We start from the raw sequence: 13,867 nt of genomic DNA, 5'->3' as shown, positions 1-13,867 counted from the left end.
TTTCGATGCGTATCAAAAAAGACCTTCAGGGCCGCGATGCGGCCCTGATTGTTGGCGTAACGCTGATCGTGGCGGTTCTGTCGCTTCTGCCGATGGGCCGACTGCTGGTGGAACTTGTTGTGCCGCAGGGGCAGTTTTCGACTTCCGTTCTGGTGGAGACACTGGGCCGCCAGTCGACATGGGTTGCAACCTGGCATTCCCTGCAAATCGGCATTGGCGGCACGGTGCTGGCGCTTGCCTTTGGCATTACCGCGGCCTTGCTGGTGGGCCTCACCAATATGCGCGGGCGCAATGTCTTCGTGCTTTTCTATGTGACGCCGCTTCTGATCGCGCCGCAGGTGACGGCGCTGGCCTGGCTCCAGCTTTTCGGCCCGTCGAGCCAGTTTCTCAAACTTCTCGGCATGGCGCCGCCGCTTGGCAGCCGCAATCCGCTCTATTCCGTCTGGGGCATTATCTTTCTGCTCGGCGTGCAATATGGGCCGCTGGTTTTCCTCATCGTGCGGGCGGGTCTGCGCAAGCTACCGCGTGAACTGGTCGAGGCGGGCTTGAGTGCCGGTGCCGGCAAATGGACCGTGCTGCGCACCATCATATTGCCGCTGATGACGCCGTCGATCATCGGCGCTGCCGCTCTGGCCTTTGTATCCTGTGTCGGCAATTTCGGCATTCCGGCCTTTCTTGGCATTCCGTCGAATTATCTCGTCCTGCCGACGCTTATTTATCAACGCCTTGCCGGTGGCGGGCCATCGGTTCTGTCGAGCGTTGCTGTGCTGTCGGTGCTGATTGGGCTGATCGCCATGGCGGGCATCGCGGCGCAGGACTATGCGTCACGCAGGCGCGATTTCCGCATCGTCTCCACATCGCTGCCCGCAGCGCCCTTTGCGCTCGGACGCTGGCGACTTCTGGCGGAAGTGGCGGCATGGCTGATGATCGTCATCGTGCTGCTGCTGCCGCTGATCGGACTGACGCTTTCGGCGCTGGTCCCGGCCTATGGCGTACCGTTGACTTTTGCCACCGCGACATTTGAAAATTTCCGCTTTGTGCTCATGGAACATGGTGGTGCGGCACGGGCCTTCGGCAACAGCATTCTGCTGTCGCTGATCGCAGCACTCTTTGCGGTTCTGATCGCCGTACCGCTCGCTTATATGCTGGCATGGCGCAAACGGCGCTGGACGCCGGTGCTCAATTTCGCAGCCGAGCTTCCCTATGCGCTTCCGGGCGTCGTGCTGGCGATTGCCTGCCTGTTGATGTTCCTGAAGCCGCTGCCCGTGATCGGCGTCAGCATCTACAACACGCTCTGGATCATCCTTTTTGCCTATCTGGCGCGGTTCTTCGTGCTGGCACTGCGGCCGACGGTTGCCGGTCTGCACCAGATCGACCGTGCGATGGAGGAAGCGGCACGGGTTGCGGGCGCAGGGCTTTTCTATCGGCTGCGCACGATTATATTTCCTCTTGTCGCACCGGCGACGCTTGCAGGCGGCGTGCTCATCTTCATGACCGCGTTTTGCGAGCTGACGGTTTCGGCACTTCTCTGGGCGTCGGGGTCGGAAACGCTGGGTGTGGTGATGTTTTCTTTCGAACAGGCGGGTGATTCCGCCTATGCGGCTGCCATATCCATTCTGGCCGTTGCGGTGACATTCATGCTGATGCTTGCAACAAATCTGTTTGCGCGGCGTCTTCCAAACGGAGTCCTGCCATGGCGCGACTGAAGATCGACCAGGTATCCAAGACGTTCAACGGGTTTCAGGCCCTGTCCGGCGTGACGCTGGATGTGAATGACGGCGAGTTCGTTGCCATTCTCGGGCCTTCCGGCTGCGGCAAGACCACATTGCTGCGCATGATTGCGGGCTTCGAAGAAGTGGACGGCGGCGAAATCCATATTGGTGACAGCTGCGTTTCCCATGCGAGCGGCAATGTGCCTCCGGAAAAGCGGCAGGTCGGCATCGTCTTCCAGAATTATGCGCTCTGGCCGCATATGAACGTGGCGGAAAATGTCGGTTACAGTCTGCGCGTGGCCAAGGTCGCCAAGGCCGAGCGTGAACGCCGGGTGAGGCAAGCACTGGCGCTGGTCGATCTCGACGGGTTCGGTGATCGCCGCCCCGCCAATCTTTCCGGCGGGCAACGCCAGCGCGTGGCGCTCGCCCGCTGTCTGGTGGCAGCACCGTCGCTGGTACTGTTCGATGAGCCGCTGGCCAATCTCGACGTGCATCTGCGCGCTTCGATGGAAGACGAGTTTGCCGCTTTCCATAAGCGCACCGGCACGACGATCATCTACATCACCCACGATCAGGCGGAAGCCATGGCGCTGGCCGACCGCATCGCGGTGCTCGATCACGGCAAGCTGCAGCAGTTCGATACGCCGCGAAAGCTCTATGAAGAACCCGCCAGTGAAATGGTGGCCTCCTTCATTGCGCATGGCATGGTTCTGCCTGCCGAAGTGCTATCTTTTGCGCAAGCGGGCCATTGCGAAGCGCTGGTGCTTGGCAGCCGCGCGAAGGTGCGGTGTTCAGGCATCGAAATGCCGCGCGCCAATGCGCAGCTTTGCGTGCGTGCGGCCGATCTGAAGCTTACCGAGACCGGCGGCATTCCGGTCCGCGTGAAGCGTTCTGTCTATCGCGGCGGCGGCTCGCGCCTTGAGGCCGAAGTCATCGCCAAGCCAGAGATTTCCTTGCATTTCGAAGTGCGTGATCCCGTCCGGCTGGAAGAGGGCGACGAGGTGCGCATCGCCATTTGCGGCGGCTGGATCATCCCCACCGAGGACATGCCGGTGAGAAAAGCCTCAACCGGCTTTCCGATCGGCAACAAGATCTAACTTAACTCCAACAGACTGATCGTGAGCTTGGCTCAGCCCTAGCCACAGCCCAGCCCCTCATCCTGAGGGGCTCCTTGAGTTTTGCGAAAGGAGCCGTCTCGAAGGAGAGCGGCGGTTTCTGTGTTTTCCCTCGCCCTTCGACCCTTCGACAAGCTCAGGGTGAGGGCGAGGGGGAAGCTGAGGGGTGAGGGCGGGCGGAGGCTCAGCGCGAGAGCGAGCCAACGCCCGGTAGACTGCCTTATTTCTTCTTCATCGCTTCCAGTAGCGCTGCGCCAAAACCGCCGGTCGAAGGCTGTTCCTGTTTGCGTTGCGGCGTGAAGTTCTTGGCAGGCCTTGGATCGCGTTGCGCGTTGTTGCGCGGGGCAGGCGCTTCGCCGCCATCCTTGCGCATGGAAAGGCCGATGCGCTTGCGCGGCACATCCACTTCCACCACGCGCACCTTCACCACATCGCCCGCTTTCACCACTTCATGCGGGTCCTTGATGAAACGGTCGGCCAGTTGCGAGACATGGACGAGGCCGTCCTGATGCACGCCGATATCCACGAAGGCACCGAAGGCGGCCACGTTTGTCACGGTGCCTTCCAGCATCATACCGGGCTTCAGGTCCTTGATATCGTCGATACCGTCGGCAAAGGTCGCGGTCTTGAACTCCGGTCGCGGATCGCGGCCCGGCTTGTCCAGCTCGGCAATGATATCGCGCACGGTCGGCAGGCCGAAACGTTCATCCACGAAAACACGAGGATCGAGGCTTTTCAGCGCCACGCTGTCGCCCATCAGCGAGCGCACATCGCGACCGCAGGCGGCAACGATCTTCTTCGCCACCCCATAGGCTTCCGGGTGAACCGATGATGCGTCGAGCGGTTCGGTGCCGTTCGGAATGCGCAGGAAGCCCGCGCATTGCTCGAAAGTACGGTTGCCAAGGCGGGCGACTTTGAGCAGTTCCTTGCGGTTCTTGAACGCGCCTGCGGCATCGCGATGCGCCACAATGGCCTCCGCAATCGATGCGCCAAGTCCCGAAACGCGGGCAAGCAACGAGGCGGAAGCCGTATTGAGATCAACACCAACTGCATTCACCGCGTCTTCCACCACGGCGTCGAGCGCACGGGCGAGGCGTATCTGATCGACGTCATGCTGGTACTGGCCGACGCCGATGGATTTCGGTTCGATCTTGACGAGTTCCGCCAGCGGGTCTTGCAAGCGGCGCGCGATGGAAACCGCACCGCGCAGGGACACGTCCAACTGCGGGAATTCGGAGGCGGCAGCTTCAGACGCCGAATAGACCGATGCTCCCGCTTCCGACACGATGACTTTCAGCGGTTTTGGAGCTGGCATGTCCGACAGCATGTCCACCACGAGACGTTCCGTCTCGCGGCTGCCGGTGCCATTGCCAATCGCGATCAGTTCGATCTTGTGTTTGCGGACAAGGCTTGCCAGTTCCGCCTGTGTGCCGCGCACATCATTCTTCGGCGGGAAGGGGTAGACCGTGGTGGTGTCGAGCAGCTTGCCCGTGCCATCGACCACTGCCACCTTGACGCCGGTGCGGATGCCCGGATCGAGACCCATGGTGGCGCGGGAGCCTGCGGGCGCGGCCAGCAACAGGTCTTTCAGATTGCGGGCGAAAACATTGATCGCTTCTTCTTCGGCGCGCTCGCGCAGGTCGCGCATCAGATCGAGAGACAGCGAGAGAGAAAGCTTCACGCGCCATGCCCAGCCTGCCACTTCCATCAGCCAGCGGTCGCCCGGAAGCGTGCCGCCAATCGCATAGGCGGCGGCGATCTTGCGCTCGACCGGTTTCACGGCTGAGGTGTCGTCGGCATCGATTTCAATGTCGAGCGACAGGAAATCCTCGTTGCGTCCGCGCAGCATGGCGAGCGCACGGTGACCCGCAACGGTGGCCCAGCGTTCGAAATGATCGAAATAATCGGAGAACTTCGCACCCGCCTCCCGCTTGCCGTCCACGACACGCGAGCGCAAAACAGCGCGATCTTTCAGATAGTTGCGCAAATTGCCGATCAGCTCGGCATTTTCCGCAAAACCTTCGGCGATGATATCGCGTGCGCCATCGAGCGCGGCTTTCACATCAGCAACTTCGCCGCTGACATAGGACGCGGCAATGTCGGCGGGCACAAGGCTGCGGTCTGCGAGGATCGCTTCGGCCAGAGGGCCAAGCCCGCGCTCACGGGCGATTTCCGCACGGGTGCGGCGCTTCGGCTTATAGGGCAGATAAAGATCTTCCAACTCAGCCTTGGTCTGGACATTGGCAATCTTCAATTCCAGTTCCGGCGTCAGCTTTTCCTGACCGCGGATCGATTCCAGAATGGAGGCGCGGCGCGCTTCCAGTTCACGCAGATAAGCGAGGCGTTCAGAAAGCTGACGCAGTTGCGTGTCGTCCAGCCCGCCGGTGACTTCCTTGCGGTAGCGCGCCACGAAGGGCACGGTCGCGCCTTCGTCCAGAAGGCCGATGGCGGCCATTGCCTGTTCCGGCTTTGCGTTGATTTCCGCCGCGATAATCGCGGCAATGCGCCTGCTGTCGTCCGCCATATGTATTCCAATCCCAAATATTTGCAGCGAACATAGTCGGATGTCTGTTCGGCGCAATCAAGGCGATATCGATGTTCCACAGGAAAGGCGGCAGTTTGGCCGTTCACGCGCATGTGAACACTGCGCCTCTTTTTAAATCGAAACTAAGCGATATCTATATCGTGAAATGACGATATGCATCGGATCAGCGAGGTGAGTGCAATGTCGAAAGTTCAATCGATAAAGCAGCAGACAGCCTTGCCAGTGCCCCTGGATGAGATGCTGAAAGCGCTTAGTCATCCGGTGCGTCTCGACATTTTGAGCTGGCTCAAAGAGCCGGAGAAACACTTCTCCGCTCAGCACATGCCATTGGAGATGGGCGTGTGCGCGGGCCAGTTCGAGCGGTGCGGTCTTTCCCAATCCACCGTTTCAGCCCATTTGTCCGTGCTGACAAAAGCGGGGCTGATCACGCCCCACCGCGTCGGCCAATGGACGTTTTATAAGCGCGACGAAGAGGCGATAGCCGCCTTCATCGCAACCCTATCCGATCTTTGACCAACTTTTCCAACTTGCCCACCTTTTCCAACTTGAAGGAAATGCCCATGGCCACCTTGTTCGATCCTGTCACCGTTGGTGATCTGAAGCTTGCCAATCGCGTTGTGATGGCGCCGCTGACGCGCAATCGCTCGCCGCGCGCCGTGCCGAACGATCTCAATGTTACCTATTACGAGCAGCGCGCCAGCGCTGGCCTCATCATCACCGAGGCAACGCCGATCAGCCATCAGGGACAGGGCTATGCCGATGTTCCGGGCCTTTATTCGGCCGAGCAACTGGCCGGCTGGAAGCGGGTAACCGATGCCGTTCACACCGCCGGCGGCAAAATCGTCGTGCAGATGTGGCATGTGGGCCGTATTTCCCACAACACCTTGCAGCCGAATGGCGGCAAGCCGGTTGCGCCGTCCGCGATCACCGCCAAGTCGAAGACCTATCTGGTCCATCCCGATGGCACGGGCGAATTCGCACCGACCTCCGAGCCGCGCGCGCTGGAAAAAAGCGAGATCGCAGACATCGTTGCCACCTATGCCAAGGCAGCGAAGGACGCGATTGACGTTGCCGGTTTCGACGGTGTCGAAATTCATGCGGCCAATGGCTACTTGATCGACCAGTTCCTGCGTTCTGGCAGCAATCACCGCACCGACGAATATGGCGGCTCGATTGAAAACCGCGCGCGCTTCCTGTTCGAAGTGGTCGATGCAATCACCAAGACGGTGGATGCAGGCAAGGTCGGTATCCGCCTTTCGCCGGTTACGCCCGCCAATGACGCATCGGATTCCGATCCGCAGCCGTTGTTTGACTATGTGGTCGACAAGCTTGCGCCTTACGGTCTTGCCTATGTTCATGTCATCGAAGGCGCAACCGGTGGTCCGCGTGACTTCCAGCAGGGCCCGCAGCCGTTCGATTATGCGCGTCTGAAGCAGGTCTATCGTGACGCTGGCGGCGATGCCGCCTGGATGGTCAATAATGGCTATGACCGTGAACTGGCGGAGGAAGAAATCACCAGCGGTCGCGCCGATTTGGTTGCTTTCGGCAAGCCGTTCATTTCCAATCCGGATCTCGTGCGGCGTCTGAAGGAAAATGCGCCGCTCAACGAGCTGGATCAGCAGCATATGTATGGTGGTGGCGCAAAGGGCTATACGGATTATCCGGCTCTCGCCTAATCCTCAGAATGAAAAAGCCCGGTCGCGAGACCGGGCTTTTTCTTTGCACATGCGTGAATAGTTAGAGCCGCGCCCGGGTGGAACGCGGTGTGGCAAGCAATAAGTTTGTTTCGCTGGCCTTGATGCCGGGCACGAGGCGGATACGGCGCAGCACCGCATCGAAATCGGCGAGGGTCGCGGCGCCCAGTTCGACCACCAGATCAAAACGACCATTGGTCGTGTGGACGGCGGAAATCTCCGAGAAACCACCAAGGGCCTTGACCACACGGTCGGCGACATGACCTTCGATTTCGATCATCATGATGCCGCGCACCGGCAGGTCCACGGCGTCCGAGCGCAGAATGACCGTATAGCCCAGAATATCGCCGGAGCGTTCCAGCCGTTCCATGCGCGCGCGGATCGTTGCGCGGGAAACGCCAAGATCGATCGCAATGTCGGAAATGCTGCGGCGACCATTATGGCGCAAAAGCGTAATGAGCTTTTCATCCAGATCGTCCATAGTTTCTCCAATTTGAAAAGCCAATCCGACATTCTGATAAACCAAACCGATAAAATTGCCAATCCGGTTGGTTCACATCGCCAAATAAAAATGATGAATCTTATGACAATAATCAGAAGGAACCTTGTTTTATGCATTGCAAGATTTTGGGACTACCCGTTCAGGAAGGCACTGGCCGCGCAGGCTGCAATATGGGTCCCGATTCCTACCGTGCCGCAGGCATTGCCGATGCCATACGCGAGCTTGGTCACGGTTTTACGGATCTCGGCAATCTGGTTCCAAGCCCGGCTCAGATCAAGCAAGCGTCGCGCGAACATCCAAACCATGCGATCAAGGCGCTGCCAAGCGCTGTTGCCTGGATTGAAGCAATCAGCGAAGCCGCTTTCCGCGAGAGCGAAGAGGGCTTCCCGATTTTCCTTGGCGGCGATCATCTTCTGGCTGCCGGAACGGTTCCGGGCATTGCGCGCCGCGCCGTCGCAAAGGGCCGCAAGCAGTTCGTGCTCTGGCTCGATGCGCATACGGATTTCCACACGCTGGAAACGACAACCAGCGGCAATCTGCATGGAACGCCGGTTGCCTATTACACCGGCCAGAAAGGCTTTGACGGCTTTTTCCCGAAGCTTGAAGCCGCCATCGATCCGCACAATGTCTGCATGATGGGTATTCGAAGCGTCGATCCGGCGGAACGTCTGGCTATCCAGAAGACCAAGGTTTCGGTTTTCGACATGCGCATGATTGACGAGCATGGCGTTGCCGCGCTGCTGCGCCGTTTCCTCGACCGTGTGAAAGCGGAAGACGGCCTGCTGCATGTCAGCCTTGACGTTGACTTCCTTGATCCGTCGGTGGCGCCAGCTGTCGGCACCACGGTGCCGGGCGGCGCGACTTTCCGCGAGGCCCATCTCATCATGGAAATGCTGCATGACAGCGGTCTCGTCACGAGCCTCGATCTGGTTGAATTGAACCCGTTCCTGGATGAGCGCGGCCGCACGGCTACCGTCATGGTGGACCTGATGGCCAGCCTTTTGGGCCGCAGCGTCATGGATCGTCCGACGATCAGCTATTAAGGCGCGTCTTGCCGAATGACGCTCCGATCATTGTATCAATGCGCAATACGCTCCGAAGGCCGTGTCAGCCTTTCGGAGCGTGTTTAAGGAGAATATGAATGACCCAGCCGAAACTCAACATCGTCCCCTTCGTCAGTGTCGACAACATGATGAAGCTGGTGCTTTCCATCGGCGTCGAGACCTTCCTGAAGGAACTGGCCGCATATGTGGAAGAGGATTTCCGCCGCTGGGAAAATTTCGACAAGACGCCGCGTGTCGCGTCCCACTCCCGCGAAGGCGTGATCGAGTTGATGCCGACGAGCGACGGCACGCTTTATGGCTTCAAATATGTCAACGGCCATCCGAAGAACACACGTGAAGGTCTTCAGACTGTCACGGCTTTCGGCGTTCTGGCCGATGTGGGCAGCGGTTATCCGATGCTCCTGACCGAGATGACGATCCTGACGGCGCTGCGCACGGCTGCCACGTCAGCGGTTGCCGCCAAATATCTGGCGCCCAAGAATGCCCGCACGATGGCGATCATCGGCAATGGCGCACAGAGCGAATTTCAGGCCATAGCATTCAAGGCGCTGCTCGGCGTGGACAAGCTTCGCCTTTACGACCTCGACCCGGAAGCGACCGCAAAATGCATGCGCAATCTTGCCCATGCAGGTTTCGACATTGTCGCCTGCAAGTCGGTGGAAGAAGTGGTCGAGGGCGCCGATATCATCACGACGGTCACGGCGGACAAGGCCAATGCCACCATCCTGACCGACAATACGGTTGGCGCTGGCGTGCATATCAATGCGGTGGGCGGCGATTGCCCGGGCAAGACCGAATTGCACGGCGATATTCTCCGCCGCTCCGACATTTTCGTCGAATATCCGCCGCAGACCCGCATCGAAGGTGAAATCCAGCAGCTCCCGGCAGACTATCCGGTCAACGAGTTGTGGGAAGTCATCACCGGCAAGGCGCGGGGCCGCAAGGATGCGCGCCAGATCACGCTGTTTGATTCCGTCGGCTTTGCCACGGAAGATTTTTCGGCTTTGCGTTATGTGCGCGACAAGCTGAAGGATACGGGCCTGTATGAGCAGCTCGACCTTCTTGCCGACCCGGATGAGCCGCGCGATCTGTTCGGCATGCTGCTGCGTCACGAAAAGCAGCTGGAAGCCGAAAAGTCGAAGCCTGCCGCCTGATCAGGCTGATCAATCAGAGCGGACGGCGCGCATGACGCGGGGCGGCGATACGCCCCGCTTGAGTTGCAATGGCCATTTCAAAACTGTCGGCAATGCGCCGCGCTCGATCGATGAAAATGATCGCCGCTTCCGCAGGATAAATCTCGCGTGCGGTTTGCTCGAACAAGGCAAGCCAGCGGTCGAAATGCTCGCCCTTCAGGTTGAGCTTCAGATGCGGCGCCATGGGTCGCCCGTCATAACCGCCGGTTCTCAAGATGACCGACGACCAGAATTGCGCAATCTGCGCGATATGGTGATCCCAGCCATGCACGGCTTCCGCAAAAATCGGCCCGAGCAGCTCGTCCGCCCGCGCGCGTCCATAAAATGTCGCCACCAGTTCCTGAATGGATGCGGGGTCAATCGAGGGATGCGGCTGGTTGATGAGCAGGGTCATGGCGAGGCTTTCCGGGTTGTTCCAGCCGGATATAGGCGCTCGTCACCTGCTAATCCAGCGCAGCTTTGCCGCATACCGGCGCTATTCCTCGAAGCGGCCATCATTTTCGCGGTCGCGCTCATAATGCTTTTTCAGCGGAAATGGCGGCAACCAGCTTTCGCGGCGGATTGTCCACAATTCGTAGGTCGGCACCAGCTGGTCGGGAGCATCGAGCGAACCCAGATGCACCTCGATTTCGTCATCGGAACGGGAAAAGACCGAGGAACCGCAGCGCGGACAAAAATGACGCCCGGCATAATCGCGTGTTTCGCCATCGATCGTGACCGCATTCTGCGGGAACATTGCTGATGCCAGAAAAAGCGCCCCATGATGTTTGCGGCAGTCGAGACAGTGGCAAAGGCCGACCCGATAGGGACGCCCCGTGGCGACAAGCCGGACATCGCCACACAGACAGCCACCAGTAAATTGATCCATGGTTTTCCTCCTCAATTCAACCGGATCATGCTTTTCAGAAGAAATATATGAAGCGGTCAACCAGTAATTCAACCGGCACGGCGCGCGTCTAAATAGGCTTTTTGTGACTCGCTCCGCATGGGCCCGCGATCATCTTTCAGAGCGGCGAATGCCGCAAGGCGGCGGGTGTCTTGATATTGATATGTAACGGTTTTTTTGGCTTTTCCAGAGTGAAATGTCAGCTATGGTGAATCTGGAGGGCATTGGGATTTATCGAAAGAAATCAACGGCTTATTTGCTGTTAAATCATTTCCTCTAATTTTTGTTTATCTTTTATGATGTTTTGAAATTCTCTACTGGGAATTTAAGTATTGCCCATCAAAATAAATTCGTTTTTTAATGTCGCGGGGGCTTTATGCAATGAACTGAGGGGTTTCGATGCATTTAGGTATTCGCAGGGTTTCGGCCACCCTGCTGCTTTCCACGACGGCACTGTTCACGGTGGGTGCCGTGCTTTTGCCATCTGGAAATGCGCAGGCCGCATGTTCGTTTTCACCAACGGCCGGTGATGACGTTTTCATCTGCGACAGCGGTACATCCGCATCCGGTCTGACCGATACGAGCGGCAACAACACGCTCCTTCTGCCCACAGGCGGCAGCGGTACGGTCAATGGCAATGTGACCTTCGGTGCCGGAACGGACCGCGTCGAGTTACATTCGGGATCGATTGCGGGAAGCATCGATCAGGGCGATGGCGCGGATGCATTCATTATTTCTGGCGGCTCGGTTGTCGGTAATGTGCAACAGGGCGGGGGCATCGACGATTTTCAGATGACGGGCGGCCAGATTATCTCGCTCAATCAGGGCGACGGGCTCGACACGTTTTTCATGTCCGATGGCCGCATTATCGATGCTTTCGACGATGGCGATTATGCTGTGATGACTGGCGGGCGCATCGGTCGCGTCAACATGAAGCTGGACAACAATTATTTCAACATGTCCGGCGTTACCATCGATCGCAATCTGGTGACCGGTTTCGGCAATGATACGATCATCATCTCCAGCGGCATGATTGGCGGTAGTATCAGTGTCAGCGGTGGCACCGACAGCGTGACCATTACCGGTGGTACGGTTGCCGGTGACATCATGCTGAGCTTCGGCACCGACACGTTCAGCTGGAACGGCGGCGGCATTCTGTATGGAAATGTCGATCTCGGCGCGGATGACGACGTAGCCACGCTGACCAATCTGACCGACGCCAATATGGGGACGACCAAGTTCATCACCGGTGGCGAAGGCACCGATAGTCTGAGCTTCAGCAATGTCAAAACCGGCGCGGTTTATCGCTTCGGCGGATGGGAAACCATCAATCTCACCAACGATACGCGTCTGGTTTTCAATGCTCCGCTGACGCTTGGCGATGCGGGAACCGGAAAGGGCACGCTCAACATCGATGCGACCAGCACCATTTATGGTGGTTCGGCCCAGTCGGTTATCAAGCCCTATGCCGCAACGCAACTGACCAATGTGTTTAATGCAGGCCGCATCGACCTGACCAATGGCGGCTCCAGCACGACCGATAGCCTGACCATTCGCGGCAACTATACCGGGCAAAATGGCCTGCTGTTCCTCGACACGGTGCTTGCGGGTGATGCGTCGCCTTCGGACAAGCTGGTGATCGATGGCGGTTCGGCTTCCGGCAATACCGGCATTGTCGTGGAAAATATCGGTGGCGCAGGTGCTTCGACAGTGTCGAATGGCATCATGGTCGTTGAGACGCTGAATGGCGCAACCACCACTGCGGGCGCCTTCACCTTGAATGGCCGTGTCGCGGCTGGCGCCTATGAATATTATCTGTTCAAGGGTGGTGTTTCTGCCGGAACGACAGAAAACTGGTATCTGCGCTCAACGCTGGTGAACGGTAGCCAACCGGCTGCCGTGGGGTCGGACGCGCCGGAACCAGAGGCTCCGGAAACGGTGGCCGCTCCGCCGCCATTGGATCAGCCGGCTGCGGTGCTGCCAGTCGATCCGAACGATCCCGACCCGCAGGACAATTCTGCGCCGGTCGCCGGAAACTCCGCCGCGCCCACTGCGCCTCCGGCTCCCCAGGCCGCAGATGTTGCCGACCCGCCAGACAATTCCGTTGATGGTTTGATGCAGCCTCCACTGCCCGGCAACGGCGTCGCGCCGCCGTCAGCAGGGGCGACGCGCGTGGAAGGCGATGTCGTCAATCTCTATCGTGAAGAAGTGCCGGTCTATTCGGCTCTGCCGCCCGTCGCGCATCATCTGGCGCTGTCTACGCTCGGCACATTCCATGAGCGCCGGGGCCAGCAGGACCTGCTCGAGAGCGGTGGCTATCTGCCGTCGAGCTGGGTGCGGGTGTTCGGTCAGGACATCCACATGAAGTGGAGGGGCACCGTTGCGCCGGGGGTCGATGGCAGTCTTCTCGGTATTCAGGCCGGGCAGGACCTGTTCGGACGTGAATCCGACGGCGGCCATTTCGACCGTTTCGGCGTCTTCTTCGGTTATGCGCGCGCCTCGGGCGATATTACCGGGCAGGCGCTCGGCTGGAACGATCTTGCCGTCGGCGACCTTGACGTTACCGGCACCAGTTTCGGCGGCTATTGGACCCATATCGGCCCGCAAGGCTGGTATCTCGATGCGGTGGTGATGGGAACATGGTTCGATGGCAGCGCCAGCTCCAATGCGCAGCAGGGCATAGACCTTGACGGCCACGGGGTGACGGCCTCGCTGGAAGGCGGCTATCCGGTGGCACTCGGCGGCAACTGGACGCTGGAACCGCAGGCGCAACTGATCTGGCAGCATCTCTCGCTGGACGATCAGGCTGACCGTTATTCCACGGTGACGTTCGATTCCGACAATGCGTGGACGGGCCGTATCGGCATGCGGTTGCAGGGCGCGGAAGAAACCTCGTTAGGCAAGCTGCGCCCCTATCTGAAGGCCAATCTCTGGCAGAATTTCTCATCGGACGAGACCGTATCCTTCGGCACCGATCCGATTGTTACCGATCTGAAAGGAACGTCGCTGGAAGTCGGCGGCGGGATAACGGTCGATATCACGGAAAAGGCCAGCCTTTTTGCAACTGCCGACTACACAACCAATCTCGGAGGAGAGCGAACGCGGATCTGGGAAGGCAATATCGGACTGAATGTAAAATGGTGATTCCAGAGCACA

At 59.0% G+C, this 13,867-nt stretch carries 11 protein-coding genes; 7 read left to right on the top strand and 4 right to left on the bottom strand.

Annotated elements, in window-relative coordinates; all coding sequences use genetic code 11:
- The first annotated feature begins 5 nt into the window (after positions 1–5).
- Both ABWW11_RS09725 and ABWW11_RS09720 read left to right on the top strand, forming a co-directional pair.
- Positions 6–1,706 carry an ABC transporter permease gene (locus ABWW11_RS09725; RefSeq protein ID WP_124915836.1) on the top strand — a complete coding sequence of 567 codons (1,701 nt, stop codon included), beginning with the start codon at positions 6–8 and terminating at the stop codon, positions 1,704–1,706.
- Positions 1,694–2,809, top strand: coding sequence for an ABC transporter ATP-binding protein (locus tag ABWW11_RS09720; RefSeq protein ID WP_109369557.1), 1,116 nt, complete (start codon positions 1,694–1,696; stop codon positions 2,807–2,809). Before ABWW11_RS09725 ends, ABWW11_RS09720 begins: the two co-directional genes overlap by 13 nt.
- Before the next feature lie 238 nt (positions 2,810–3,047).
- Here ABWW11_RS09720 and ABWW11_RS09715 read toward each other — a convergent pair whose 3' ends face one another.
- The gene (locus tag ABWW11_RS09715) at positions 3,048–5,351 is read right to left on the bottom strand and encodes a Tex family protein (RefSeq protein ID WP_124915835.1); all 2,304 of its coding nucleotides are present in this window, start codon (positions 5,349–5,351) and stop codon (positions 3,048–3,050) included.
- A 201-nt stretch (positions 5,352–5,552) separates the two neighbouring features.
- Between ABWW11_RS09715 and ABWW11_RS09710 the strand changes: the two genes are divergently transcribed.
- Both ABWW11_RS09710 and ABWW11_RS09705 read left to right on the top strand, forming a co-directional pair.
- A complete protein-coding gene (locus tag ABWW11_RS09710; RefSeq protein ID WP_109370283.1) occupies positions 5,553–5,885 on the top strand; it encodes an ArsR/SmtB family transcription factor in 333 nt (110 codons plus the stop codon).
- 47 nt (positions 5,886–5,932) lie between these two features.
- A complete protein-coding gene (locus ABWW11_RS09705) occupies positions 5,933–7,048 on the top strand; it encodes an alkene reductase (RefSeq protein WP_109369555.1) in 1,116 nt (371 codons plus the stop codon).
- 61 nt (positions 7,049–7,109) lie between these two features.
- Here the strand turns inward: ABWW11_RS09705 and ABWW11_RS09700 are convergent, their stop codons facing one another.
- Complete coding sequence (locus tag ABWW11_RS09700) at positions 7,110–7,547, bottom strand: Lrp/AsnC family transcriptional regulator (RefSeq protein WP_109369554.1); 438 nt, start codon at positions 7,545–7,547, stop codon at positions 7,110–7,112.
- Positions 7,548–7,678: 131 nt separating this feature from the next.
- Between ABWW11_RS09700 and rocF the strand changes: the two genes are divergently transcribed.
- Positions 7,679–8,611: an arginase gene (gene rocF / locus ABWW11_RS09695; RefSeq protein ID WP_109369553.1), complete on the top strand. Its 933-nt coding sequence runs from the start codon at positions 7,679–7,681 to the stop codon at positions 8,609–8,611.
- A 98-nt stretch (positions 8,612–8,709) separates the two neighbouring features.
- Positions 8,710–9,786: an ornithine cyclodeaminase gene (gene ocd, locus ABWW11_RS09690; RefSeq protein ID WP_109369552.1), complete on the top strand. Its 1,077-nt coding sequence runs from the start codon at positions 8,710–8,712 to the stop codon at positions 9,784–9,786.
- A gap of 13 nt (positions 9,787–9,799) precedes the next feature.
- Here ocd and ABWW11_RS09685 read toward each other — a convergent pair whose 3' ends face one another.
- The gene (locus ABWW11_RS09685; RefSeq protein WP_109369551.1) at positions 9,800–10,219 is read right to left on the bottom strand and encodes a group III truncated hemoglobin; all 420 of its coding nucleotides are present in this window, start codon (positions 10,217–10,219) and stop codon (positions 9,800–9,802) included.
- Positions 10,220–10,300: 81 nt separating this feature from the next.
- On the bottom strand, positions 10,301–10,693 hold the full coding sequence (locus ABWW11_RS09680) for a GFA family protein (protein ID WP_109369550.1): 393 nt from the start codon (positions 10,691–10,693) through the stop codon (positions 10,301–10,303).
- Positions 10,694–11,110: 417 nt separating this feature from the next.
- On the opposite strand from ABWW11_RS09680, the gene ABWW11_RS09675 reads away from it, so the two are divergent.
- Positions 11,111–13,855, top strand: coding sequence for an autotransporter outer membrane beta-barrel domain-containing protein (locus ABWW11_RS09675; RefSeq protein WP_319080630.1), 2,745 nt, complete (start codon positions 11,111–11,113; stop codon positions 13,853–13,855).
- The last annotated feature ends 12 nt before the right edge of the window (positions 13,856–13,867 follow it).

It is taken from the genome of Brucella sp. NBRC 113783 (assembly GCF_040372265.1).
In the GTDB taxonomy this organism is placed as follows: domain Bacteria; phylum Pseudomonadota; class Alphaproteobacteria; order Rhizobiales; family Rhizobiaceae; genus Brucella; species Brucella teleogrylli.
Note: the sequence above shows the minus strand (reverse complement) of the source record. Positions and strands in the feature narration are given on the sequence as shown.